Here is a 26,038-nt window from a genome sequence, read left to right as displayed (position 1 = left end):
CTTCCGGATTTCAGAGAACGATGTTCTCTCTCTCGCAACCATCTCGGTCGTGGCGACGACGGATGCTGGTCGTACACTGACTGGAGGAGCGTAAGGTCGAGGTCGGCCTCTGGGGTGTGAGGGAAGACGTAGAAGCGTGGGGTGTATTGACATCCTCCCACGGCCGAACCGTGGGATTCCTCCGGTGAGGCTGTGGGCTATGCCGTCCCCACGGAGGCAAGTTTCCCGTCGCCGGTACTCCGGTCTGTGCGCTCCTCGTTGGGACTGGCCCTCTCGGGAGAGCGTGGTGACTCCGACCAAGTGTGGTCGTCCCACGTGAGGCGCACGGGCCGTGCCATCGACCCTGTCTCGAATTCAGTGCCAGTCTCCCGTTCAAGAAACGTCCGTGAGGCGTCGAGATCAGCGTGGCTCTCGTGTCCACACGAACACCGAAACACGTCGCCATAACGCTCTGTTTCCATCTGCTCGCCACACTCGACACAGGTTGCCGTCGTGAACGCCTCTGACCGCTCTTCAACAAAGATTCCGTACTCCTCGGCAGTGTCTTTGAGGCGGTCGACAAACGAGCGATGTGCCCAGAACTGGTGGGTCTTCTCGTTGACTTCTGGGTGCCAGTGTGTCGAGAGCACGTCAGTGAGGTCGCCCACGTACACCGTTGCTACGCCCTCATCATACAGCCGTTCGATCAGATCACGACAGAGTGCTTCCTGCGCGTGGTCACGGCGACGCGTTCGCTTCCGGTACAGTCGACGAATTCGCTGACTGCTGTACCGACCCTCGCGGAGTTTAGATTGTAGACGGGCAATCTCTTCGGTCGTCTCACGGAAGTCAGCGAACAACTCGCGACCCTCGTAGAGGAACCGTTTGCCGGTCGTCGTCGTACAGGCGACGAAGTTGTTTGCGCCCACGTCCAAAGCAGCCGATTCATCGGCTAGTGGTGAATCCCGTTGCGAATCTGGTACTGTGACGGGCTGAAAGGCTCTGAACGTGTCGCTCACTTCGTCGTACTGTATTTCCAACTGCCCCTTCTCGCCGTCCCACTTCGGGCTCCCAACAAGTTCCAGACGGAGTCGCTCGTAGTATCCAAGTCCGTACTTCTCTTTCAAGTCTTGCCCTACGGGGATCTCGACTCGACTCCGTTCGCCGAACTCAAGCGTGTACTGGTCGTTCCGGATACACGTACGCAGCTCACGTCCAGCGTCTTCGCTACCCCAGTAACCGGGCGGAGCGGTATCCCCGCTGTCTTCACGGGCAGCGAAGAACGACTTCCACGCCGACTTATTCTTGCGGATTACTTGTTGAGCGGTGGCAGAGCCGAGGACACCGACGTACTGCTTCCGGTAGTCGGCGGTGTCCCATACTGACTTGCCATCAAAGAACTGTTGTCGACGTTCGTAGTTGAGTTCGTTCCAGAGACTGGCGGAGGCGTCCAACAACTCGCGGAGTAGCCGCTCGTCGCCATCAGTAAGCGGTCTGACCGCGAAGGTGTTGGTTCGCCTCACGACAACAGTTTCTTATCATTTTCTGACTAAAGGTCTTTTGGACGATGAGACCAAACATCGACATCAGCCACACGCTGGCTGGACGCGTGAAGGACTACAAGGAGGCTGCCGACGTGGACAGTTTGAGTGAGGCGTATCGAGAGGTGATCGAAGCGGGGTTGGAAGCGGTGGAACGTCCAGACGAATCGTAGTCAGTGAGTAGACAAGGCCGGCTCTGTTGAAATCCTCAGCTATTGATAGTTCATTGAGGTCGTGCTGAATACAGAGCGCGAGTCGGTCATGAGCGAGTGGTCGCAACTGGCTGGTTGGAGCGGTCGATACAAGGGAGATATGTACCGAATGTCTCACGTCGAACTACCGGGAGACACACACGTCTTTGTCTATTCCTCCGCGTTCCTCGACGCAAACACGCTGTGGGAGGCTCTCAGTAAACTGCACCCGAAGCACGTACGGTGCAACTTCTCCACCTGCTGATCCCCCGCCCGAGCGACACTGTCGTTCGACGAGACGCACTTGGAGTGTGTCTGATTGCTCATCATATCGGAGGCGAGTAACGAGAATCATATCCTTCTCGTGGATACGCTTCGGGGTAGCACCTGAGAAGACTCCTGTAATCACGACGCGGGCGTTCGTGGGTTCGAACTCGATTATCGGGTCTTCGCTCGGTTTGACCGGTTGATTCTCCTCTGCGAGAAACTCAATCGTGCGTCGGTCGGGAGGGATGCTGGTGTCGGCAATTGGGTTGTCCGGGCACCCCCCGCTAACTCCCCCCAGAGCGCTACATCCAGCAATCCCGCTCAGGCCTGCACTACCAGCCAGAGCGAGCAAGTGCCGCCGACGCATTAACGTATCTTTCGCGTGCTTCCACATAAGCAGCATCCACGATGGAAAGATGAATTGGTGGATGCGCCCGGGAGATGAGACGCAATCTGAACGAGTAGCACACCTTGCCCTCATGCTGAAATCATCCTCTGTATGTGTCTCGCCACACCTGTCACACTCTGAGGATTTCAACAGAGCCATCAGGCCATATTGACGCTCAGACCACCCCTGAAGATGTTGGCTCCGCTCGCTACGTGCCATCGCGCTCGGTCGCAACGGGACCGTCGGCAGTTGCCTCCCACTCCAGGATCCGACCGTTGTTTAGAAAGTCGATGGTGAACGGCATCTCTCATACACCAATCTAGAGCACATCCGAGAATCCGATAACCGACGCTGTGTCGCTTCCAGGTGTTTCAAAGAAGAGGAGTGAGAGCACGAACGACAGCGTATTCTCTCTGATTGACCGAATTTCTCCATTTCCGGAATCCCTCACTCTATGTTAACCAACACTTCCCGATCAACCGGCCTAGTTGTTGGTTAATACACTCCAATGAATGTCGATATCTGATAGAGATACGAGCGCATACCCCCGTCTTCCCGTGAGTGACGAGTGTTCCGACACCTCTGTCGGAACCGAGGAGCGAACAGGCGGGGGGCAAGCGGACATCAGAGTGAGACTGTCCACCGCTCTATTGCAGTGCTGGATTTCTCCCAATTTCACTTCCGCTCTGGATGGCTGAGGTATATTATCGATCACAACCGAGAGGAGTACTACGGCGACGATGGCAGAACTCACGAAAACGCTCGAACTGAAGCTTGTGGACCCAAACACCCACAAGCGACAGAAACTTCGTGAGACCCGGGACGCCTACCAGCAGGCGCTTCAAGCCGCGTTCGCCGCTGGCTGTGACACACAGTCAGCGACTAACGACGTGGTAGTCGAGTACGACTTGAGCGGCTACGCGAAAAACGTCCTCAAGAAGTACGTCCCACAACTCCACAACAGCTACGACGCCGACGAGCTCCACGACGACCAGCCAGTGAAGTTCACCAACGAGGGTCTGCAACTCGACCACAAACCAGAGAACGCTATCGAGTGGTACGTCAAAATTCCACATCATGAAGATTACCACCTCTGGATGCCCGCCCGCGCCAATCCCGAACAGCGGGATTGGCTCGAAGCGGTGTACGCAGATGACGCCGAGATGGGTGAAAGTCGGCTGTTCGAGCGCGACGGGACGTGGTATCTCCACGTCACCGCTACCCGCGACGTGGAGGACAAATCAGAGGCATCCGCCGATGAGCGGACGCCCATCGGCGTGGATATTGGAGAAGCGAGTCTCGTCACGGTGTGTCACCGCGACGAACACGGTTCTCCTGTTCGCCCCCGACTGTGGGCCGACGATGGAAAGACCGTTCGTCGGCTCCGCAAAACCTACTTCACCGCCAAGCGACGCCTTCAGCAGCGTGGCAGTGAGAGAATCGTAGACTCGTTCGGTGACGCGCTGTGGGACCAGATTGACGATGTGTTCCACCGTGTGACCCGCGAGGTCGTGAACTATGCCGAGTCCGTCGAGAACCCAGTGCTGGTGCTGGAAGACTTGACGTACATCCGCGAGAATATGGACTATGGCGAGTACATGAATCGGCGGTTGCACGGCTGGGGCTTTGCCAAGCTCCACGCACAGATTCGTTACAAAGCTACCGAGAAGGGGATTCCCGTCAAGACGGTGAATCCCCGGAACACGTCGAAGGCGTGCCACGCCTGCGGTGAACATGGCTACCGACCCCGACAGGCGACGTTTCGGTGCTCGAACGAGGACTGTTGGGTCGGTGAGTACCAAGCCGACGTGAACGGGGCGATAAATATTGCAGACCGCTATCGTAGTGGAGAGAGTCACCGCCGAAACAACCGGGCTTCCCGGCAGAAGGCCGGTGACGATGACTCGGCTACGGATGGGGCTTCTTTGACCGAGCCACAAGACAGCCACGCAGATGCTGAAATCCAGCAAGAGACGCGTGGAACGTATGCGTCTTGAAACCAACAGGCCACTCCACTCGGCCTGAAATCCCGTGGTGGGATTCCTCCGTGTTCACGCGGAGGAGGAGGTCAATTTGGAAACTCAGGATCCCGTGGATCAGTCCAGTTGCCGCTCAAGGAACGAAACGAGGGTATCGATGTCTTCTGGCGACGCAGCTGACTTACCAAACAGACTCTTGAATCGATGATCAAGTCCGCCTTCCTCGACGAACTCTTTTGCTTCTCTGAGCTGTGATTGAAGCGCTTCTTCGTCGCCTCGGTGGAGATGTGATTCTACCTTCTCGAAGTCGATGTCTGGGGTCATCGCCAGAACGTCTGCGAGGTCCGTTTCTCTGGCGCTATGGAGTTTTGCGGCGACCAGAATTTCACCTTCAGCAGCCCTTGCTATCGTTGATTGTGAACCTCCTGAGACCGTCGTCTCCGTACTGTGTTCCCGTAAGTATCCGAAGGACCACTCAGCTTCTGTCTGACGACAGCCCAAGCCGTTCACGAGAACGTCAACTCCTACCGGATGAACCAGCCCTTCCGTACGTTCGAAGAGTTCGATTTCACGATTATAGATCGTCTCTTCGGGTGGTACATCGAGTTCGTCAGTCCGTTCGAAATTATGTTCTTCGAGAAAATCGACGAGTTCCTCGTAGTCCTCTGGCGCAATTACGAGATCTAGATCGGTCGAGAACCGGGTCTCAAACTGGCTAATCGCGTAGCCTCCGACCAAGACAAAGGGGATATCGGACTGTTCGAGGTCGTTGAGGACTTCGATGAGCGCCTCACTACGTTCTTCGTGACTCATGATCAGGCTGGCTCCATCCGGTAATCAGCGTCAGTTTCGACCTCTTCGTACATCCGCCCCAGCATATCCAACGCCGATTGGAAGGTCGCATAGTGGTCCTGGGCGAACTCGACGGTTTCCTGCAGGGGAATGACTGGGCGACCATCGACGGTGTCTGCTTCAACCGTCGCACACGGCTTGAGGACGAATTGAATTGACTGGTCGATCTCCTCAGCGGGTTGGCGCTCTTGAGCGACTGGAATCTTGAAGCTCCCGAAGAATTGTTCCCAATGCTCGAGGTCTGTCTCATCGATTGCGATAAAGAGTGGATAGTCCTCGGGATTGCGCGCGACTTGATAGCCGCCGCGTGTCCAGATGTAGACCGCGTCAATAGAGGTATAGGCAAATTCCAGACCGCCGAACTGCGGGAGCACGTATGCCTCTGATATTGATGGGGGGACAACATCCGCTGAGGCAGCGAGAAACGAGAGCCCAGCCTCGCGAACCGCGGGGTCGACCACGGTGAGGCCTTGATCATACTCCACGTAGCCCTCGTCCTCAAGCGCGTTGACGACGCGGCGAATCGTCTCCCGGTTTTCATCGATCTTACGGGCAACGCCAGAGATCGAATCGCCGGGATCGATCGCTAACAACGTCTTGAGTGCTTTTTCAGAACAGGGCGTATACATCGTCGTAGTTATAGTTACACAAAAATGTGCAACAGTATAGTTCTTTTCATTAGCTACCACGGTTAGCGGTCAGAACAAACATCAAAATGTTCTGCCGTTACTGAGTACGACTGCCTTGGTGGGACTCCCTCTGGTGGGCCATCTCACGCTGTTCAAGCGCTTGTTCGAGCTCCTCGAGACGTTCCTCGTGGTCGTCGAGGCGGGCCTCCTGTTCGAGATCGATGCTGAGCAGCGCCGGCAGGAGCGGATTCTGGTGGTTCAACAGCCCGCTCGCGTCAGCGTGCTCGCGGGCGTACTCGAACAGCCGGTCGAAGCGTGGCTGGTCGCGACGCCGCAGTGCCCGCCGGAACTCCGCCCAGCGCTCTTCGATGGCCCGCAGTGCATCACGGTAGGTTGGGTTCGTGCGCCCCATCGCTATCGCCCTCCTGTTCCGGTCGCGGTCCACGCATCGAGCAGGGGATCCGCGGTGGCCGCCACCGTCTCACCGTCAGCGGTGACGCCCGTCCAGACACCCTCCGGAGTCGGTGTCGACGGCGCCGGCGTCGTCGGTTCCACGCCGACCTGCGTTGCGCGTGCCGCGAGCAGCTGCTGCCAGTACGCGAACGTCGTCTGGTAGTACGCGCCGTCGTCGACGGGGTAAACAAGTGTCTCGAAGTCCTCGCCGACGACCCGAGGCCCCATTCGGGTCTGCTCGCACTCCAGGTGGTGGTCGGCGACCGTTGTGACCGGCTCGGTGAATTCGTTTCGTTCGTTTCGCGTAACGAGCACCGGGATATCGTATCCATCAGCGTAGGTCGACAACCGGGCGAGGGTTCGGGCCTGAAGGGTTTCCGCGTGGGTTTCACTGAGAGTAGCGTCGGCACGGTACTGGGCGTCGACGGCCGGTGCGACGATGAGGGCGGGCGTGTGGGGCGACGTGTCCTCGTCGTGACTCGGTGCTCTTCGATTGACCGCCCCTCAATCGGCGGCGGACGTCCGGGTCGACTTGTTCACCGCTGTCGGGAGATCACAGACGGCGCCGTAGTGCTGGTATGCGGTAAATCCGCGTGCCACGTGGATTCGGTTGAGCAACCGTTGACTGGGTGCGATCTGGGCGAGTGTCGTCGTCGTCGCGTGTCCGTTTGCGTCGACCCAAAAGGCGGGCCCGTCGTGCAGGAGAAGATGGTCGAGTACGAGCGATTGTAGGATCGGGACGCCGCGGCCTCCTTCCACGTCGAGCAGCGTGATGCCGTCCTCGAGCTGCGGCAACAGCATCTCGTCCATGGTTGGATCGGCCTGGTCAGCGAGGGGCCGATTGCGGTCTGCCCCCCGCGTCGGCTGGTCCACCGCCAATCGATTCGACGTTGAGCGTTCTCTCATACTCGACTAGTTGTCTACGTTCCCGATAAGCCGCGGCGTGGCGCTTCCGCGTTTCATGCAAGGCCCGAAACAGAGGCTTAATGATCTTCGGTCGGCGATTTTATGTGGACGTATATCGGTTTCCGAGAGCGTTTCCAGAATCAAATTTGTCTTGCGTAACCATCATTAACCAACACTCCGGGTTCGATAGATGGATATGTTGGTTAATAGGGTCGGGCTGATGAGATCTCTCGACCACGTTGAAGATTCCTCCTCCCGAATTTCCCTGTATGTGTGGCCGAAACTCGCTCTTCATCGACCAAGCCGACCTCGAGGCCGGGATCCTCCGGATCGAATCCGACCCCGGTTATTTTGCCGACGGGCCGCCCCTACTCCAGAATGACAACTTCCCGATCACAGTGAGCAACCCAATCGAGGCAGACGCCCTTTCGACCAGCTCATATGCGGACCTCAACCGGTCTTCCGACACTGAGCGGACTGAACTACAGCTCCAGGACGTCTACCTCGAGTCGAGTACCGATGACACCGCCCAACTGGGCGTCGTTGTTGCCGACACGGAGGAAACGTCACTACGCGGGACGGAAGCGCAACTCCGCGGACTCACCCAAGAAAGCCGGTTCACGGTGACCTGGGCGTCCGCAGCTGACACTCCGGACGACGTTCCCGCCGATGGAATCTACGGGACGGCAGCTGTGCCGACCACCTGGCGTGCGGCAATCGTTCAGGTGGCGCTGGCCGACGACCGCCGGTCCACTTACCGGCAGGTAACGTCCGAGCCGACGCCGTACACGCGGTCGACACACGACATGCTGAGTTCCGGCGGCCGGGAGGGAGTCCAGACGCTCATCTGGAATCTTATCTTCTACGGGGATGCCCGCGCAGGGCACTCGCTCTCGGAGGCGGCCACAGACCTCGAAGCACTCATCGGTGAATCCGAAGCCGGGGCGATGCAGGGGACGGATGACGGCAGTCCGGGAAAACGCAGCGTCAGCACTGGACGCGGTGGTGGGCGTTCAGCGAGGTCGCCGCACAAACAGCTGCAAGACAGCCTCGAACTCTCGAAAGCGAACTTGGAACATCTGGTCGCACAGTCGCCCGACTCGGGGCGGACACAGGAGCTTGTCGACCATCTTGAGAACTACTGGGTTGGTATCGAGTCCGGGTATGTTCGCGCGCATATCACTGATCAGTTGTCCGCAACGAGCGGGACCGGCCTTCGGCTCGATACTGATGGACTGCTCCCGACAGCGAGGGAGTACTACCGTGAGCTTCATTCGGCAGGGCTTCTTGGAGCGGTCAGCGACTACCTGATGGAGGCGCTGAGAATCGCCCCAGAAGCTCACGCTTCGTATCTGGACGGAGGGCAGGCGTTCGAGTGTTTGTTCGCCCGCCCCGCGCTGGTGCTTGCGCTGGATGCCGAGTTCGGAGGTGACGGTGTTCCACCGTTCTACTTCGTCCAAGACATCTTCAAAGCTCTATCCGGTTCACAGCCGATTATCGCCGAAAGCCTCCTCTATCCGTGTCTCGTCGAGGATCACTACGCTGCCGTGCTGGAGCCGTATCGGGATGGCTTACAGCAACTGGCGGAGACGTATGACTGTGAGCTTACGTTCCCGGAGCGGACAGCTCACGCACATAAGGTGCTGCTCTACACCGTGTGGTATCAGGAACTGAAGCGCAATCCTGAGCCATTCACCGAGGCTGTTCAGTCGCCGCGCTACTCTCGACAGAGCCTTGAGAAGCTCGGTCAAATGATGCTGGAGGGCCGGAATCGGCTGGACAATTATGACCGACTGACCGAGTTTACCGATGGGAGCCTGAATGCAATCGCACAGAAGATGTTCAGCGAAGACAGTTCTGGGAAGACTGCGAACCGGGAAAATACAATAGAACAGTTGGCGCAGGGAGATTGCGGGTGAGCCCTAAGAGGCCACTTGGCTCCGCAGGTGGACCTCTGGGAACACCGACCTGATTTCCGCCGAGATCGGGATTTCAGCCTACTTCAGCGAACCTATTTTGATCACAAATATACGAAATACCAGAATCGTCCTCTTGGTAAGTTGGATTAGCAGGATTTTATTCATCATACAGTCCCGGATAATTTTCGGGCGCGAGTGACGTTGCTCTTGCGACGATCAAGAGTTTACTGCCGATAATCCTCAAAAATGCATCCAAGTCCGGGTCGCTAAGCTCGGATACTGACCACGTATCTCACTCACCTGTGATTAAATCGGGCCCGGACATTGTGACGCATATTAACGGATACGAAGGATGAGATCAGCAGGCCAATTCAGTCACCTGTGTATTATTCGATTCTGTACATAGAGTGATGAACTGCCGACGATGAACGATTTCCACCGGTGACCGACTCGGACCCTGTATTCAGCATAGTCTCTACAAGCTATCAGCGACTGAAGGATTCAACAAGTCCAACTCACAGAATAAGTAATCAACAGGGGTTAGATCACACGTCGAATCCATTCCGCCTGAGTGCCTCTGCTAGCTCCCCGTCAGGATCGGCTGTAAACTCAACCAACGATGACTCTGGTCTTGTTGTCGTATATAATTCAGAGTCGATATTGTCAGGGATTTCGTTCGTATGCGAGTTATCCACAACTGCAACTGATATTTTTCGTCTCGTGGCCGTGTCTTCTGACTCACTCATTCATTGAAGATACGGAAGAGCCACATTTGGCCTTTCGCATTCAAGTATGAAATTCGATTTGCGACAGAGCATCTCACGGGGAAGTATTAGATCTGAGAATTTCAACAGAGCCTGAGAACAAGATAATAAATTGTGTCGACCGGTTCTAGTCAACCTGATGATCATATACTTAATGATAGTTGAGAATGTGATGTAGCACGTGGATATCTCGTATGAACATGCCAACCCAAGGAAAGGTAACGAGTCATATGTTATCCGTATCAGCGAGAACCATGTGGAGTCTACCTCTTGTCTTCTTGTTGATGCCGGAGACGGGGTAGACCTAGACGCATTGCTCGGGGCGGACGAGCACCTATCGGCGATTCTCCTCACCCACGCACATCTAGATCACTACAAATCAATCGACGATGCTCATCGCCACGGTGCCCCGATTATTACCAGCCCTGATACGGCGGCTGTTCTCAACAATGTGTTCACCGAAGGCGAACGCAGATACGATCTTTCAAATACTGACCAATTACTCGGACGCGTCGAACCTATTTCTGAATGGCACGATATCCTCGGTGATAGCATAAAGGTTCATCCAGTGTCCACCGGCCACGCCCCCGGAGCCTGTGGCTTCTTGATCCATATTTCGGACGGAGAACAGCAAGTACGGATCCTTGCAACGGGAGATTTCACGGGACGTGACGCCGCTGGCTATCCAGGGTTGGAACCAAACGCGTATCCAGAAGTGGATATCCTCTTTCTTACTGCTGCCACGAACGAAGAGATGGAGGCCCAGCTGACCGAGATCGTCGGCGAAGTTACCGCACGAACGAATGCAGGGTCCAAGACACTCTGTACCGCAAGCGGATTGACCGGCGTTCACTTGGCAACGCTATTTGCAGCCGTCGAGGACGAACTTGATGTTTCCATTCCCGTCATTCTCGCCGGGCACGTCGCCAAGCTGTACGATGCGCTCGGATACGACCACGGGAATGTCACGTCAGTCCCCGAATTCACCTCAACAGCCGAGTGTTTCGAACACGGGGGAGTCACTATTGCTGGCCCCGAAGTCCCAGTAGATGGAAGCAGTGGCCGACTATTTGAGTCTATCAAGGACGACGCCAGCGCGACCCTCATTCAGATACAGGGAGGAGCTACGGAAGCCAAGACTCAGAGCGATTTCGCCGGCACCGTCTCGGCGCACGAGTTTTCGAACCACCCACCGGAGGAGGTTCTGAGCGATGTTGTCGAATCCGTGTCGCCAATTCATACTGTCATCGAGCATCAGCAGGGCGACAGCCTCCAGCGATACAAAGACAAGTGGAATTCTTTCTCTTGGGCGACCGGTTCGGAGGGTGAAGAGACCCTCTACCGGGATGGACAGTACATCGCGCCACCATGGGTGAATACCTATATCGAACAGCAGGTCCGGAATCGTGAGGGACAAGTCGATACGTCCCGTGCAGATGCTGCACTCTTAGACGCTGTTGAGGAGATTCCAGAGATAGGCCGCCGGAACGATATCGATCTTAGTCAAGAGGGAGTCAAGACGACTGCTATCAAGGAACGTCTTCATATCGGATCGTCACCGAACACAGCTGGGCAGGAGGCTGCTTCCCCCGATACGAACAGGAACGTGGAGGCCAATCATAATCGTCTCTATCCAACGATAGGGCCAGAACTTCCAGAGAAATCGATAACACGAAGCTCAGAAATAGGACTCGGTGATTCAGACCTCAAAACATCCGTTGAGGGACTTATCGACACTATCCAGCCACCTGGGCAGACTGAAATCGAAGACTCACGGCTACAATCAACAGCCAGGGAGATTCACACCGAGAAAACAAATGAGGAGGAGTCCGAGCCAGACGCAGAAACGGGAGGTGAAAAAACGAGTGAAGAAGACGTCAAGGAGCAATCTACTGAACACGGGACAGCTGAATTGGAAGCGACAACAGTGACCCAACTCGAAGAACAAGAGGATACCTCGGAAAAATCGTCGTTCACGGTCGAAGTTGACCCTGCTGTACGGGAGCTCGCGCGACAGCATGCCGAGGAGGTAGATAATTCGCTAGACATATTTGTTCAATCTACTGTCGAGAGCTATATTTCAGATATCCTTCGAGGAACGGATGCATGGGCGGACACAGCGCCTATTGAACGTTCGCTTGATCTTGAGGTGGATGCCGCACTGGAAGAGCTCCTCGCGCGAGTCGCTACGGAGAAGCATATTGATAGTATGGAGAAACTCACACTCAACCTGCTTAAAGAAGCGGCAGGCCTCGACAAGGAAGTTCGAGAGATTACGCTTCACGATTCAGGCTCGTTGTCGGCTCACCTTGCTGCCGTCGCTGAGAACGATGCAAGCCCCTATGAAACCCGAAATGCGGTAGTGGAGGCTGCGCTCGAACGAGTCCTTCTGGAATGAGTTCTGAACTAAAATTCTGTTTGTAGTCTCCTACATTCGATAGGAAAATTCTCTTTTCGTTGTTTTATACTCTGTTAATCCAATGATAGCGTGGCAATCGGCGATTTATAACACAATTCCGCCCCGAATCCGCCTTTTTTGCTTTCTCGAGCTGCACATGGCATATGAATCGGCCGGGCGTTCTCTGGGCTCAGGAATAAATCGTGCCGTCAAGGGGGTCATGGTCCTAACGTTCAGAGGTGGAGGGCTTGTTCACAACGCTGGCGGTAAGCGTTTAGAATGTACGCTGGCGACCGGATTACGGTTCGTTGGGATTCACTCTGTGCCGGACGGGGGCGCGAAGAAATCCGATCGGCGTTTTTAGCCTCATCGTATAGAGGAGCGTTTGGGTGATTGAGGATGGTGCTGTAGTCGCGATCGGCTTCGCCGAGGTCCGCAGGATCCGAACGGGTGAAGCGCTAACGTCGATGGCACATGCACTTTCGCCCGGTAGTCCGCGCTACTGCAGGCAGACCGCCCGGAATGGTCGGGCGCGAGCGACGCGGAGGGCGGTAGCGGCGAGCGGGGCGGGCCGTCACGTACACACCTGTCCAGCCGGCCGCGACACTCGGCGATCCAGCTATCGTCCTGACGGACTCAAAAAAGGCGAGGCTGCCTCGGTCGTCCCCCGGACCCCGCAAGCACCGCAGGGACGAGGAGCGCAGCGGTGGTCGCGGGATGCTGAGCGGCCGAGGACTTTCGAGTGTCGTCTCCGGCGCTGGGTGTTCGGCGTCGCTACTCGGAGGCCGGTTGCTCTTCGAGACGGTGGAGCAATTGTGTGACGTACGGACTGTTCTCCCAGCTCCGATGCGGGCTAATTGTCGTGATCAGCGTTCGAGCCGCCTCGTGACTCAGATGCCCGTTCCGGGCGTAGTCGACGATGAGCCGCGGTGTCGGGACGATCCGCGGGCTCTGCAGCACGGCGTGAATTAGTGGGAAGTTCGTCCCGCCGAACTCGTCGGTGAGAAACCCGTCTACATCGAGCGCGTTTGCGAGGACGATGCCGTCGGTTTCACCGTCATCGAGCCCGAACGTCGGCCGGGAGTCCGGTGTATCCTCACGCTTGTAGGGGTCCTCAATCGTGTAGTAGCTGCGGGCCGCGAGGACGTTGTTCGCGGCCGCGGCGTGGATGTCTTGGTACTGCGTGATGTCACGGAGTTCCGCGGCCACTTCTGGTGGTACGAACACCTCACACGACGTGAGTAGATATTGAAACGGGTCCGGGGCATCGGTACTGACAGTTGCATCCGCACGAGGCACGGCGAGACTGACGAGCGCACTAGTGTCGGCGACGACCTTTCGCAGTCGCCGGCCGCTCATCGCTCATCGTCGGCTGCGGTCTCGGCCGCCGTCGCGTCGCCATCGTAGATGTCGACGTCGTCGGGAGCAGCGAGATCGAGTGCTTCATCCTCGAGATCCGCCTTGAGAAGACGGAGGCGCTGGGCGGTTTCGGCGCCGACCAGCTGCTTGACCGTCTCGAACTCAAGCTGGTCGTCGTAGTACTTCGTCGCGACGAGTTTCTGGAACGTCTCGCTGTCGGCCGTGTCCTCGATGTACTCGCGAATCGCCTCGACAAGTAGATCCGTCCGATCCTTGTCGAAGAGCTCCGCGATCGCATCCAGCCGGTCGACGAGATACTCTGGCGACTGGAAATGGACCCGTCGTGGATCGTCGCTTGCGCTCATTCTATGTGCAAGTTCTGCACATAGAGTGATAACCGTTTCGGCGTTTGCACAGAGCTTGCACATCAGGCCTCCTGACGGGACCGTCCCGCCAGTCTCAGCCGTCGTCCTGTGCGTTCATTTTCTCGAGGAACCAGCTGGCGGCCGTTCCGATTCGAACGTCGTCGACGTTAGTGGGGCTATTGATTACCCCACAACTAGCAATATATCCAACTGTGTGGGGTAACAAACTCAATCCCGACCGCTGGTCTGTTACTGCTCCCTGCTCAGCGAGGAGAGACATGTCACTCGGTACACGGAGTGTTCACGGCAATAATGAGAGCCGGCCGATTTTGGCCTCTGCAGGGTCACCGAGAAACGCCTCAATCGTGCCGTGAGAAGATCACCTGACAGTACATTCCCGAACGTACGGTCCTATTCAGGAACGAGAGGATGAAAGGCTCCGACGCGTGGGGGAACAACAAGTCGTCGTGATTCTCGATTCCCAGCATTCCCTTCTACTACAATTCGAGGGACAGAAACTGTCTGAACGTCTAGTCGGTGAGCCGGCGGGCGAGTCTCCCCGGGGGATGTGAGGTGTCTGGCGCAGCCGAGCGAATCTCTGATTCGCGAGGAGGGGGAGGCCCGAATCTTTGATTCGGGACTCCGGCCTCGGCGGGCGGGGCGCATATCGACTGGGCAAAAAAAGAAGCGCCGCGCCGGCCCGACCCCTACTTCTTGAGCGAAGCCGCGTACTCGTCGATTTCGCCCTCGGTGATCTCCCCACGGATCCACGCGTTGATGGCCTCCGTTTTCGCGTCATCGAGGTCCGCCTCGTCGCCGCCTTCCTGGACATCCGACTCGATGAGCCACTTGTGCGTCTTGGAGTCGGCCCGCCACGCCGGGGGTTCGTGCTCGTCGTGATGTATTCGCATCCGGGGCGCGTCGCCATCCCCGTGTTCGACGTGGTGAATCTCCGCTTCCGCATCCACCGCGAGCGTCGTCTCCCACTCCCCACCGCGCTGATACGCGTTCACCTTGACGCGCTCGGCCCGAATTTTGTCGCCTTCCTTCAGCAGGGGCTTTTTGCCCGACTTCTGCCACACCGTGATTTTCACACGTTCGTCCGAGTCGTCCGAGATCAGACCGACCTGATACTGGCCTTTGCCCTTCGGCTCCCAGAGAACGTCGATGGTGCCTTCGACCGTCGTCTGGTACTGATCGAACGGGTCGATGTCCGCGATTGGTTGCTCCACGTCGGGGAACTGAAGGACGGCCTCCTTCACAGCGAGGGTTGCGTCGAGGACCGTACTGCCTTCGGCGACACGTCGAGCGAGCAGGTTGGCGAACGACGCGCGGCCCAGATGGCAATTGGGACCGAATTCGCCTTCCATCTTCGCCGCTTGCTGATTGACCTTCGCCAACTGATCCTGCGTGAGTTCCTCGAAGGGATTTTCGAACTCGGGCCCGACATCGGGACGTTCGTCGCACGAGGTCCGTTCGTAGTGCGTCCCGGAGGTCACTTCGGCTCTGCATCGCTCGGCGCGACCTTCGATTTCGACGCCCTCGTCTGCGGCCGACTCGCGAACGCCTTCGAACCGTTCGGCGAGTGCGTCTGAGCGACGGTCGGCCTCTGCTTCGCCCTCGATGCGTTCCTGCGTGACGAGCGTATACGACTTGGCGTCCATGTCGGGGTCGTCGAATCCCCGCGGTGCACGTCGGGATTCACGCCGACGGACCTCGGCTTCGACGCCCACATCGCCGACGATCATCCCGCCTTCCGTCTCGTTGGCGTCCTTGAACGCCGTCGTTGCGACTTCCGATCCGACCGTCACACCGCCGCTCATCGGCGTGCGACCGGTTTCCTGATTCGACCAGGCACCGTCCACATTAACGTCGTTATCCTGAATCCCGTTCGATACAAGGGGAGACTCTACTGGGTTGATCTTCAGTACAACGGCTTCGAATCCTATCAGGACTCCCGTCCGCGGGTGCGAGCGCCGGCGGCTGTCTGTTCGTGACCACAGTCCGAACATACGACCCCGTGACGAAAGGTGAAACGTATCGCGGTGGATCGTAGCGGCCTACAGTTGCCTCCCAGCGACGTTTAGCTGCCGATTCTGCCGACCCGCTCGACGGTTCGGACGAGCGTGTAGGAATCCATTGACATCCTCCCACCCCTGAAGGAGTGAGCTTTCTCCTTGCTACCGCTGTAACTCTGCCGATAGAGGGACCGACGCGCTTTCGCTTCGCTGGGTTCGCGGGTTCCCGAAAGAACACGCGTTTCTGACTCCGAGTGAGACGCCTGTGGCGGGCGGGTCGCGATCACATCACGCCGACCGTTTGACCGTCACGGGTTGGGCGGCGTTTCGGATGACGGTCTCAGCGACGCTTCCCAAGAGGATGCGATCCATGCCAGTGTTACCCCGTGTCCCCATGACGATGAGGTCGATATCGTTCTCATCCGCGTACTCGATAATTTTCTTTGCCGGGGGGCCACGAAGGATCGCAGACTGGGTATCCAGTCCCTGCTCGGAGGCGCGTGAAACCACTGCATCGACCGCGTCGCTCCCAGCACCTTCTAAGCCCTGTTCGATTTCCGCTAATTCGACGTCGTGAGCGACCGAGATCTCGGTGGTGTCGACGACGTTGATCACGTGGAGCGTCGCACCACAGAGTTCCGCCATACCGATCGCCTCGTCAACCGCTTCCGCTACTTCGTCGCTTCCATCCGTCGGGATCAGTATGTTGTCGTACATCTACAGCCGGAGTTCTAACCCAAATATAATCAACGTTTCTATGATATGGGACGGTGCTCGGGTGGCGGGGGACGAAGGGGTGAATACTGTGTTGGCGAGCGGTGAATTTACTGGTCGTGATGTATTCGATATCGAAGTCATCCACTCACCCGATGAGTGTAGTGAGTTGAACGAGGGTCTTAGCGGTGGTTCCAGCCTTCAGCCCGAACAGAGAGACCGCGTTACCAGCCGCGGTTACCCGGTATACGGTATCAACGTCGGCTGTGACGGGTGCCAATTGATGTTACGCTCGATAGATCACCATGTCACCGCTCGTGTTCGGGTGTATGGGCAGCGGATGGCTCGACTGCGACGGTGGTGGCGTCTCGTCGGAGCAACGGATCAGCGACGGAGGCGGGCAGGAACACCGTTCCGTGACGGACGTTCTCGTCGATATCGGCGACCGTCCGGACGGCCGTCTCCTCGTGAGAGATAACGACGGTCTGATTGGGCTCGATATCCCGTGTGGCCGCATCAGTCGGATTGATACGAACATGACCGGGCGAAGGTCGGTCTTGCTGCGAGTCACTCAGGCGCCCACCCGTCACCAACAACAGTCCGTCTCGGAGCTCGGATGTCGCAAGCGGCTGTGCCGACCCGAAGACGGCGAGACCGTCCGCGGTCTCGAAGCGTTCCCGGTAGAGGGCCCCCTCCTCTCCGGCGGGCCACTGTGCCCCCTCGGGGCCCAACGTATCCCACGAGAAGCTGTCGTGGGTCGGCGCGACGCGACACAGTTCGTCGAACACCATCGAGACATCGGCGTAGGTGAACGCCTCGGGGTGGTTGGTGAGTCGCTTCCCCAAGTCGGTCAGAATGGTGAGGTCGGAGCGCACCCCAGTCGGCGGTTCGGTTACAGGACGAACCGGCTGGATTCGACGTTCGAGGTTGGTGAACGTCCCGGTCTTCTCGATCCCGCTGGCGGCCGGAAGGACCACGTCAGCGTGTCGGGTCGTCTCGTTGGAGACGAGATCGACCACGACGAGCAGATCGAGGGCGTCCAGTCGCTCTCGAAGCCACGTCGGGTCGCGCTTCGAGATGGCGGGGTTCTCGCCAACGACGAGCGCGCCGCGAACATCGCTGCCGAACGATGCGAGCAGTTCCTTCGCCGTCTTCCCTGGAGAGCGTGGTGGCTCGACCCCCCACTCCGACGCGACTCGTCTTCGAGCCGCCTCGTCGGTCACTGGCAGATGGCCGGGAAGTCGGTCGGGGGCACAGCCGGCGTCCGTCGCACCCTGTTCGTTGGCGAGACCGCGGAGGATATACAGTCCCGAGCCTGAACTCCCGAAGTTGCCCGTCAGTAAGAGTAGGTTGAGAAGCGCCGCGGACGCGTTCGTCCCCTCGGCCGAGTTCTCGATTCCGGTTCCCACCAGTCCGGCGACGCTGTTGGCGGCGGCCAGACGGTCAACGACGCCGTTCACGATATCGGCGTCGACTCCGGCAGCCCTTCGCATCGTGTCGTCGTCGCGGTCAGCCATCGACGCCTCGAACGCCTCGAATCCTCGCGTTCGCTCGGAGACGAAGCCCCGGTCGACACCAGCGCCGTCGTCGAGTAAGCGTCCGCTCAGAAGATCGAACACCAGCGCGTCCATGCCCGGTCGCGGCGCCACGTGGATATCTGCGAGCCGCGTCGTCTCGTTTCCCACGGGGTCGACGTGGATGAGCGTTGAACCGGCACCAACCGCTGGCCTGATGAAGCTGTTGAACGCGACGGGCTGGCGCTCGGCTGGATTGGCCCCAGCGACGAAGATAACGTCCGCGTCCGACAGATTCGCGAGGCTGTTTGTCGTCGCTGGCCATCCCACGCGGTCTGTGAGCGCACGCGCAGACGAGACGTGGCAGAGTCGTGCACGATTGTCGACGTTGTTCGTCCCCAGTGACCGTGCAAGCTTCTGAAGGAGATAGTTCTCTTCGTTCGTACAGTGTGGTGCCCCAAGGAACGCAAGCGCGTCAGGGCCACGTTCGTCGGTAATGCGCTGGACGTGCTCAGAGATGCGATTGTAGGCGGCCTCCCACGAGACGGGGGTCAGCTCTCCCTTTCGTCGAACCATCGGCTCTGTGAGCCGGTCGTCGGGCCGTCCGTCGAAGGCTTCAACGCCCTTTCGACAGAGGCGCCCCTTCGGATTCGCCGGGCCGGCGACTCCGCGTGCGCGTGATCCGCTTCCGGGTTGCAACCGACACCCGACTGCACAGAGCGGGCAGACCGTCTCGACGTCGTCGCCCCGTTTGTCCGATGACTGGTCAGTCACCCGCGGATCATCCTCTCATCGATCGCTGATTCGCCGTCCCTGTGACTTCAGTAGTGCGAGGAGGTAGCCGAGCCCGGCGCGCGCGTCACGGCCGCCGAGCGCACGGAGCATCCCGAAGAGCCCGACCGGTTCGGCCTCACGTTGTGCGTCGCCGACGCTCGCAAGGAAGGTATTCACCCCTTGGGCAGTATCCTCGCCGACATCCAGCGTCGAGAACGTCGTCGCGAGGCTGACGAGTCCGTCGAGGTGGTCTTCTCGTTGGAGCTCAAGGACGGTATCGAGGGCGCCGACGAGCTCTCCGCCATTTTTCTCGAGCATGGTCGAGAGCTCCTCCACCTCTTCGGGGGAGAGCGACTTGGTGAACGCCGTCGCGATCGCCACCAAATCGTCGAGATGTCCCTCCCGCTGGAGGTCGAGGACGCTGTCGAGGGCCGGCGAGAGCTCCTCGGCGTTGTTTCCGAGGTCGGTCGCCAGTGCTGCCGCTCCGTCGGTCGAGAGGCCATCGGCGGCTTCGACGAGGTTGGCGGCCGAAGAGGTAATATGATCGAGTTCCTCCTCGTCGGCGCTGGCCGCGATCAGGATAGCGGTCGTGAGGGCGTCCTGAAGTTCGTCGGTCGTCTCGAGCGCCTCGGCGAGCGTCTCACCGTGTGCGGAGAGTGACTCCTGTAAGGCTGCGTCCCCCTCGCCGTTCGTCTCCCGTTTGGTCGCGCCGTGGGTCGCTGTCTCGGGGTATGTGTCGGTCGGCTTTGCCATCGTCAGTCGTCACCCCCCGTTGCAACGTCGGCGGTCGACACGGACTCGGCTCCCCCCTCGTAGGGCGTGACTCGGACGGCGGACACCTTGAACTCCGGCGTCGCCGCAGTAGGGTCTAGGTGTTCTTCATCCGTCAACCGATTGACCGCGCTCTCGGCGAAGTGAATCGGAATGAAGACGTTTTTCGGGCCGACACGGTCGGTCACCTGTGCCGGGACCACGACCTCACCTCGACGTGACGTAACGCGGACCAGGTCGCCGCTCTCGATGCCGTGGTTCACGGCCGTCTCGGGGTGGATTTCGATGAAGTCGCTCGGGGTGTACTGCATGATGCCCTCCTCGCGGTGGGTCATCGTCCCTGTGTGGTACTGATAGAGGACGCGCCCCGTCGTGAGCGTGAAGGGGTACTCCTCGTCCGGTAGTTCGGCCGGTTCGCTGTAACCGACCGCCTGAAGGTGGGCCTTGCCGTCATCCGTATTGAACTCGTCCTCGTAGAGCCGGACAGTGCCGGGATGATCGTCGTCCCAGCAGGGCCACTGGACGCCGCCTTCGCGATCAACGCGCTCTTGAGAGATGCCACCGTATATAGGCGTCAGCGATTTCACCTCGCGCATGATCTCGGCTGTGGAGCTGTAGTCCCACTCGCGGCCCATCCGGTTCGCGAGGTCCTGCAGAATCTTCCAGTCGGGGCGGGAGCCGCCTTTCGGCTCCATCACCTGCTTCACCATCTGCACCGTGCGGTCGGTGTTGGTGAACGTCCCCGTCTTCTCGACGAACGAACAGGCGGGGAGAACGACGTCCGCGTACTGGGCGGTCTCGTTGACGAAGAGATCCTGAACGACGAGGAACTCCAGATCCTCTAGCACCGCTTCGGCGTGATTGACCCCCGGTTCGGATAGCGCCGAGTTCTCGCCGATAATGTACATCCCGCGGATGTCGTCCTCGTCGGCCGCGAGGAACATCTGTGTCGTGTAGTAGCCGTACTCGGGCGAGATCTCGCAGTCCCACGCGTCCTCGAACTTCGCGCGGATCTCGTCGTCAGCGATGTCCTGATAGCCCGGGAAGTTGTCCGGGAGCGGCCCCATATCGCCGCCGCCACCCTGGACGTTGTTCTGCCCGCGGAACGGGGAGACACCCGCACCGGGCTTGCCCAAGTTACCCGTGACGGCCGCGAGGTTCGCCATCGCCATGACGTTCTCCGTCCCGTGGGAGTGCTCGGTGAGGCCGAGCGTCCAGCCGAACACGCAACGGTCGGCCTCGGCGATGGTTTCGGCGGCCGAGACGATCTCCGCGTGGGGAATGCCGGTCACATCCTCCACGACGTCGGGTGTGAACTCCTGAACCGATTCTTTTATTTCCTCGAACCCGGTGGTGCGCTCCTCGACAAACTCCTCGTCGTGGAGGTCGTTGTTGAGGATGTGGCGCGTGATGGCGTTGATCCACACCGCGTCGTACCCCGGGTTGATCTGACTGTACTGGGTGGCGTACTCCGCGATCTGTATCTCTCGGGGGTCGAAGACGAGGAGGTCCGCGCCGTCGCGGACGTTCTGTTTGATGCGCGTTGCAAGTACCGGGTGTGCCTCGGTCGTGTTCGAACCGGTCAGGAGGATACAGTCGGCGAGCTCGAAGTCGTCGGTACTGATGGAGGCCGCCCCGTAGCCGTACGTCTTCGCGAGGCCGGCGACGGTCGAGGAGTGACACAGACGGTTGCAGTTGTCGATGCTGTTTGTGCCCAACACCTGTCTGGCGAACTTCCCCATCAGGTAGTTCTCCTCGTTCGTCGCCTTGGAGGAGGCGATGACCGACAGTGCCTCTCCGCCGTGTTGTTCTTTGATCTGTCCGAGACCCTCCGCAACGCGCGTGAGCGCTTCGTCCCACGTCGCCTCACGGAACTCACCGGTTTCGTCTCGGACGAGCGGCGCCGTCAGCCTGTCGTCAGAGTTGATGAAGTCGTAGCCGAACTTCCCCTTCACGCAGGTCGAGATGCCGTTGACGGGTGCGTCTTCTTCCTCGGTCGGTCGTGCAGCGAGGATCTCCTCGCCGTCGGAGTAGAGGTCGAAGCGACAGCCGACCGCACAGTAGCCACAGGTCGTGTCGGCGACGTTCAGGTCCTTGAGTCGCTTGTCGCCGATAGACTGTGCGATCTCGAAGAGATTACCCTCCGAGAGCGTCTCGGCGGCGACACCCTCGGCGACGTGTTCGACGTTCTGTAGCGCCTCCTGTTTCGCTTGCTGCATATAGCCCGCGACGCCGTCTAGGTCATCGCCGTCGTTTCCACCCTTCATGGCCAGTCACTCTCCCCATCGTCCCAGTTGTCGGTCGGGCTGTTGTCCTCGGTCGCGGCCGCGTCGGCCGACGCCACGAGATCGTTGCCGCCGTCCATCTGTGGTTCGGTCGTCTCCTGTTGTCGTTTCTTCGGTGTCATTGGTCCCTTGGTTTTGCCGGTGTTTTCGTGCGATTTGCCGATGCTGTTTTTTTGAGTGAATCCGGGTAGCGGAATCGTCGTCGCGTCCTCGATGCCTTTCTCCACGAGCGACCCCGTCGGACAGACCGTCGCACAGTGTCCACAGGAGACACACGTCGACTCCTCCATCGTCTCGACGTCGCTCTGGAAGCCGATTCGGGTGTCGTTACCCGAGCCCTCCACCCTCAGGACGCCCTCGACCTGCACGTCGTTGCAGGCTTCGACACAGCGATTGCAGAGGATGCACTTGTTGCGGTCGATCTGGATGAACGACGAGGAGTCGTCAAGGGGTTCGTACTCGTCGCGGTCGTCGAGAACGCCGTAGCGCGGCTCCTCGATCTCCTGCTCGATAGCGCCGTCCTGCAGTTCGCATCGGCCGTTCTTCCCACAGGTCGTACACCGGAGGTTGTGGTTCGAGAGGACGAGGTCGAAGTTCACGTCGCGTGCTTGCGACGCCTCCGAAGCGTCAGTCTCGACGCGCAGTCCGTCCTCGGCCGGAAAACTGCACGCGGGCACGACGCCGTACGCGTCGGTGTCGACCATACAGGTTCGACACTCGCTTCGCGGCCCGATGCCCTCGCGGCCATAGTGACACAGCGCGGGAACGTACTCATCGGTGTCGACGGCCTCGATGGCGTCGATGAGTGTCGACCCGGCGGTGACCGAAACTTCCTGTCCATCGACGGTGACGGTTGCGGGCGCGTCACTGCCGGTAGAGGGGTCCGAGGCTGTTCCCGGAGCGATTTTCTCCGTCAGCGGCGGTGCGTCGGCGGTGTCGTGGTGTTCTGAACTCATGTAATCAAACCTCTAGGGTCTCGAGACAGCTCCCGGCCGGACATCGACCGTCGGCGTGCGCTTCGAACTCCGCTTCGAACTCTGCGACCGCGGTTCGGGCCGGCCGCCCCGCCTCGACACCGAACGCACAGATGCTCGACGTCTCCATTACCGTGGTCAGCTCTCTCATCTTGCTAGGTTCGTACGTGCCGTCGTATACGTCGCGCAGGAGGTCAGCGAGTTGTGTGGTGCCTTCACGGCACGGAACGCACCGGCCGCAGTTCTCCTCGGCGGCATACCGTGTACGCTGGCCGACGAACTTGACGACGCAGCGTTCGTCCGCGAGCAGATGGACGACCCCTTCGGTCCCGAGATTCGCCTCGGACAGCGCCGCTGGGTCGACACCGATGTCGAGGTCGTCCGTGATGCCGCCGAACTGACCGCCCACGGAGGCAGCCTTGAACTCGCCCGTAAGCTTGACGGCGTCCACGGCCGTCTTCAGCGTCCCCGTCTCCGGAACCTCGACGGTTGCAGGTGCTTCGACGTCTCCCCGCACCGTTACCATCCGCGTATTCCGCGGTTCTCCGTGTCGGAACGCCACCGAAAGGTGGGCGAGGGTCCGTGGCGTATGCACGAGCGTCGGCTGTCCGTGCAGTCCGGCGGACTCCGGTCCGGGTGGGCCGATGCGAGCCTCCAGACGGTGGTTCCCCTCGATAGCCTCGAGGGCCATCGTCGGTTCGGCGGCCCGGTGCTCGGCCGGCCCGGTGGCGATATCGACGGGCAGTGAGAGGTCCGGGTACGCCGAGACCGCCTCACGGACCGTCTCGATGGTGTGGCGGTTCTCCGTTGAGGTGTAGACGACGACTTGGTCACCCCCGACGGCGTGGGCGAGCGCGACCGCTCCGTCCAGCACCTCGAAGGGCGCACTACCGAGCAGGAGTTTGTCCGCGTCGGGGCCCTGTGCGTTCACGACGATCGTCTTCTCGCCGTCTCCGGCGCGAACGGCTTCCCAAGTCTCCGTGAGCGAACTGTCGTGGCAGAGGTCACCCCACCCGCGTCCTCGGAGCTGGTCGCCAAGATCAAACACAGCCTCGGGGTCCGGCTCCACGAATCCGCCCGCCGCTTTGTGGTCGGCCGGGGACGTCGGTCGGCGCCATCCACAGGCCCCGGTGACGTCACGGACGCCGGGTTCCAACCCTATGCCCTCGGGCACGGGTAACTGACTCGTCTCGGGGTCGTGGTCAACGGTGGCGTCCGGCTCTGCCGCTGTGACGTCGCCGGTCTCGTTGACAGCGGAGACGATATCCTCGAGCTTCGCTGACGAGCACTGGGGATAGAACGAGGTCGTCCCGTTACGAGTGACCATGACAAGCGGTTCGATCGTGGTGAACCCCGTCGATCCTACCTCGACGATGGTGTCGCTGGTAGACACCGATGTCGGGAGGCTCCGATCCGGGCCGGAATCGGAGACTCGGATGATCGGTTCACGATTAGCGTTTGTGACTGTCATTTGATATTGTCTATCGTAGTGTGCGAACCCACTGCATCATAAATGATGCGTGGAAATGCGGTTTCGAGATACCGTAGTTGATTCATTATGTAACTCCCAAAAGTTTCGTATTTCGTCATGATAAATAAATCTTTTCTAGAAGGGTAATCACTCCTCTAAAACCACATTTATTCCCCTATGATCGACCATGATGAACTATGTCGACAACGGAAGCGAACAAGAACCGGTGGCTCATTGCGTTGTCCGCAGTCGCGATCCACCTGTCAATTGGGAGCATCTACGCGTACAGTATCTATCAGATTCCACTGAACGAGGCACAGGGCTGGAGCACGGGGAGGGTTACACTCGCCTTTTCGATTGCGGTGCTGGTACTGGGGTTCACGGCGGCGTTCCTAGGGCGATACGTTGAGGAGTACGGCCCACGAAAAGCCGGGTTCGCCGCGGCCGTCCTGTACGGTCTCGGGATGTTCGGCTCGGGGGCCAGTGTCCAGTTCGGGAGTCTCCCGATGTTCTTGGCCACGTTCGGCGTCATCGGCGGGATGGGGATCGGACTTGGCTACATCTCACCGATCGGGACACTCGTCGAGTGGTTCCCCGATCGACGGGGGATGGCGACGGGCCTCGCGGTCATGGGCTTCGGTGCCGGCGCGCTACTGACCGGTCCGCTGGGCAACTACTTGATCCAGAACTTCGGCGTTGCGATGGCGTTCTACGCGCTCGGCGCGCTGTACTTCGTTCTGATGTCACTCGGTGCGAGTTACCTCGCCAAGCCACCTGAGATGTGGCTCCCCGATGGAATGTCGGACGAAGAAGACGCACACGAGAAAGCGAAAAGCGCGCTCGCGGGGCTCGAAAACCTCACGGCCGCCGAAGCACGCACCTCGCCGCGCTTCTGGATGGTGTGGCTCATCATCTTCATCAACGTCTCCGCGGGGATCATGCTGCTGGCCTTCGCCTCTCCGATGCTCCAGCAGATCGGCGGGGCGACCGCGACGACGGCCGCGTTCATTACCGGCTACATCGGCATCTTCAACGGTGGCGGCCGGATCTTCTGGTCCACGCTGTCGGACTATATCGGCCGGACGACGACGTACGCGGGATTCATGGTCATTCAGATCGCCGCCTTCTTCGTGATGCCGGAGCTGGCTGGGGTCTGGATCCTCGCGGGGGCCATGTTCCTCGTGATTACGTGTTACGGTGGCGGCTTCGCCTGCCTCCCGGCGTATCTCAGTGACCTCTTCGGAACCAAGGAGGTCAGCGCAATTCACGGCTACGCCCTCACGGCGTGGGGTATCGCCGGCGTCGTTGGTCCACAGCTCGCATCGTTCGTCCTCGAATCGACCGGAAACTACACCAACGCGCTGTACGTGATGAACGCCGCCCTCGTCGCTGGGCTCGTGACTGTGCTCGTCCTCCGCTGGCGGATCGGAAAGCTCCAGAACGCGAGTCAGGCCAGAGACGCCGGCGCAGCAACGACGGACTGACGCAACCGAACGCTTCGTTTCCACCTGCTTCGGTGGTTGTGGT

The 26,038-nt window shown here is 59.4% G+C and carries 19 protein-coding genes and 1 pseudogene; 5 read left to right on the top strand and 15 right to left on the bottom strand.

The window, feature by feature from the left end:
- Window positions 1-197: 197 nt before the first annotated feature.
- Window positions 198-1,502, bottom strand: a complete 1,305-nt coding sequence (locus tag NO878_RS13905) for an RNA-guided endonuclease InsQ/TnpB family protein (protein WP_256406573.1) — start codon at window positions 1,500-1,502, stop codon at window positions 198-200.
- A gap of 44 nt (window positions 1,503-1,546) precedes the next feature.
- Between NO878_RS13905 and NO878_RS13900 the strand changes: the two genes are divergently transcribed.
- Window positions 1,547-1,693: a hypothetical protein gene (locus NO878_RS13900; RefSeq protein WP_021056832.1), complete on the top strand. Its 147-nt coding sequence runs from the start codon at window positions 1,547-1,549 to the stop codon at window positions 1,691-1,693.
- A 1,413-nt stretch (window positions 1,694-3,106) separates the two neighbouring features.
- Complete coding sequence (locus tag NO878_RS13895; RefSeq protein ID WP_256406572.1) at window positions 3,107-4,363, top strand: RNA-guided endonuclease TnpB family protein; 1,257 nt, start codon at window positions 3,107-3,109, stop codon at window positions 4,361-4,363.
- 99 nt (window positions 4,364-4,462) lie between these two features.
- On the opposite strand, the gene NO878_RS13890 is transcribed toward NO878_RS13895, so the two are convergent.
- The 4 genes and pseudogenes from NO878_RS13890 to NO878_RS13875 all read right to left on the bottom strand — a co-directional run bounded on the left by NO878_RS13890 (window position 4,463) and on the right by NO878_RS13875 (window position 7,080).
- Complete coding sequence (locus NO878_RS13890) at window positions 4,463-5,158, bottom strand: nucleotidyltransferase family protein (protein WP_256406571.1); 696 nt, start codon at window positions 5,156-5,158, stop codon at window positions 4,463-4,465.
- Window positions 5,159-5,160: 2 nt separating this feature from the next.
- A complete protein-coding gene (locus NO878_RS13885) occupies window positions 5,161-5,826 on the bottom strand; it encodes a helix-turn-helix domain-containing protein (protein WP_305882756.1) in 666 nt (221 codons plus the stop codon).
- Window positions 5,827-5,923: 97 nt separating this feature from the next.
- The gene (locus tag NO878_RS13880) at window positions 5,924-6,238 is read right to left on the bottom strand and encodes a DUF8156 family protein (RefSeq protein ID WP_256406569.1); all 315 of its coding nucleotides are present in this window, start codon (window positions 6,236-6,238) and stop codon (window positions 5,924-5,926) included.
- A 2-nt stretch (window positions 6,239-6,240) separates the two neighbouring features.
- Window positions 6,241-7,080, bottom strand: a pseudogene (locus NO878_RS13875) (hypothetical protein).
- A 374-nt stretch (window positions 7,081-7,454) separates the two neighbouring features.
- Between NO878_RS13875 and NO878_RS13870 the strand changes: the two are divergent.
- Window positions 7,455-9,104 (top strand): hypothetical protein, encoded by a 1,650-nt coding sequence (locus NO878_RS13870; protein WP_256406568.1) that lies wholly within the window; start codon window positions 7,455-7,457, stop codon window positions 9,102-9,104.
- Window positions 9,105-9,649: 545 nt separating this feature from the next.
- Here the strand turns inward: NO878_RS13870 and NO878_RS13865 are convergent.
- Complete coding sequence (locus tag NO878_RS13865; RefSeq protein ID WP_256406567.1) at window positions 9,650-9,850, bottom strand: hypothetical protein; 201 nt, start codon at window positions 9,848-9,850, stop codon at window positions 9,650-9,652.
- 199 nt (window positions 9,851-10,049) lie between these two features.
- On the opposite strand from NO878_RS13865, the gene NO878_RS13860 reads away from it, so the two are divergent.
- Window positions 10,050-12,266 (top strand): MBL fold metallo-hydrolase, encoded by a 2,217-nt coding sequence (locus NO878_RS13860; RefSeq protein WP_256406566.1) that lies wholly within the window; start codon window positions 10,050-10,052, stop codon window positions 12,264-12,266.
- 774 nt (window positions 12,267-13,040) lie between these two features.
- Here the strand turns inward: NO878_RS13860 and NO878_RS13855 are convergent.
- The 9 genes from NO878_RS13855 to NO878_RS13815 form a co-directional block, all read right to left on the bottom strand.
- Window positions 13,041-13,625, bottom strand: a complete 585-nt coding sequence (locus NO878_RS13855) for a hypothetical protein (RefSeq protein ID WP_256406565.1) — start codon at window positions 13,623-13,625, stop codon at window positions 13,041-13,043.
- The gene (locus tag NO878_RS13850; RefSeq protein ID WP_256406564.1) at window positions 13,622-13,990 is read right to left on the bottom strand and encodes a ribbon-helix-helix domain-containing protein; all 369 of its coding nucleotides are present in this window, start codon (window positions 13,988-13,990) and stop codon (window positions 13,622-13,624) included. Before NO878_RS13850 ends, NO878_RS13855 begins: the two co-directional genes overlap by 4 nt.
- A 707-nt stretch (window positions 13,991-14,697) precedes the next feature.
- The gene (locus NO878_RS13845) at window positions 14,698-15,813 is read right to left on the bottom strand and encodes a single stranded DNA-binding domain-containing protein (protein WP_256406563.1); all 1,116 of its coding nucleotides are present in this window, start codon (window positions 15,811-15,813) and stop codon (window positions 14,698-14,700) included.
- Between the two features lie 483 nt (window positions 15,814-16,296).
- Window positions 16,297-16,725, bottom strand: a complete 429-nt coding sequence (locus NO878_RS13840; RefSeq protein WP_256406562.1) for a universal stress protein — start codon at window positions 16,723-16,725, stop codon at window positions 16,297-16,299.
- A 305-nt stretch (window positions 16,726-17,030) separates the two neighbouring features.
- Window positions 17,031-19,010 carry a molybdopterin oxidoreductase family protein gene (locus tag NO878_RS13835; protein WP_256406561.1) on the bottom strand — a complete coding sequence of 660 codons (1,980 nt, stop codon included), beginning with the start codon at window positions 19,008-19,010 and terminating at the stop codon, window positions 17,031-17,033.
- 15 nt (window positions 19,011-19,025) lie between these two features.
- Complete coding sequence (locus tag NO878_RS13830) at window positions 19,026-19,763, bottom strand: DUF1641 domain-containing protein (RefSeq protein WP_256406560.1); 738 nt, start codon at window positions 19,761-19,763, stop codon at window positions 19,026-19,028.
- Window positions 19,764-19,765: 2 nt separating this feature from the next.
- A complete protein-coding gene (gene fdhF, locus NO878_RS13825) occupies window positions 19,766-22,048 on the bottom strand; it encodes a formate dehydrogenase subunit alpha (RefSeq protein WP_256406559.1) in 2,283 nt (760 codons plus the stop codon).
- Window positions 22,045-23,022, bottom strand: coding sequence for a 2Fe-2S iron-sulfur cluster-binding protein (locus NO878_RS17320; RefSeq protein ID WP_256406558.1), 978 nt, complete (start codon window positions 23,020-23,022; stop codon window positions 22,045-22,047). The genes fdhF and NO878_RS17320 overlap by 4 nt, the downstream gene beginning before the upstream one ends.
- Window positions 23,023-23,026: 4 nt before the next feature.
- Window positions 23,027-24,433, bottom strand: coding sequence for an NADH-ubiquinone oxidoreductase-F iron-sulfur binding region domain-containing protein (locus tag NO878_RS13815; RefSeq protein ID WP_256406557.1), 1,407 nt, complete (start codon window positions 24,431-24,433; stop codon window positions 23,027-23,029).
- A gap of 275 nt (window positions 24,434-24,708) precedes the next feature.
- Between NO878_RS13815 and NO878_RS13810 the strand changes: the two genes are divergently transcribed.
- Window positions 24,709-25,995 carry an L-lactate MFS transporter gene (locus tag NO878_RS13810; protein ID WP_256406556.1) on the top strand — a complete coding sequence of 429 codons (1,287 nt, stop codon included), beginning with the start codon at window positions 24,709-24,711 and terminating at the stop codon, window positions 25,993-25,995.
- The last annotated feature ends 43 nt before the right edge of the window (window positions 25,996-26,038 follow it).

Origin of the sequence: Haloplanus ruber (assembly GCF_024494725.1) — an archaeon.
In the GTDB taxonomy this organism is placed as follows: domain Archaea; phylum Halobacteriota; class Halobacteria; order Halobacteriales; family Haloferacaceae; genus Haloplanus; species Haloplanus ruber.
The sequence above is the reverse complement of the archived record's forward strand: the minus strand, read 5'-3'. Positions and strand labels throughout refer to the sequence as shown.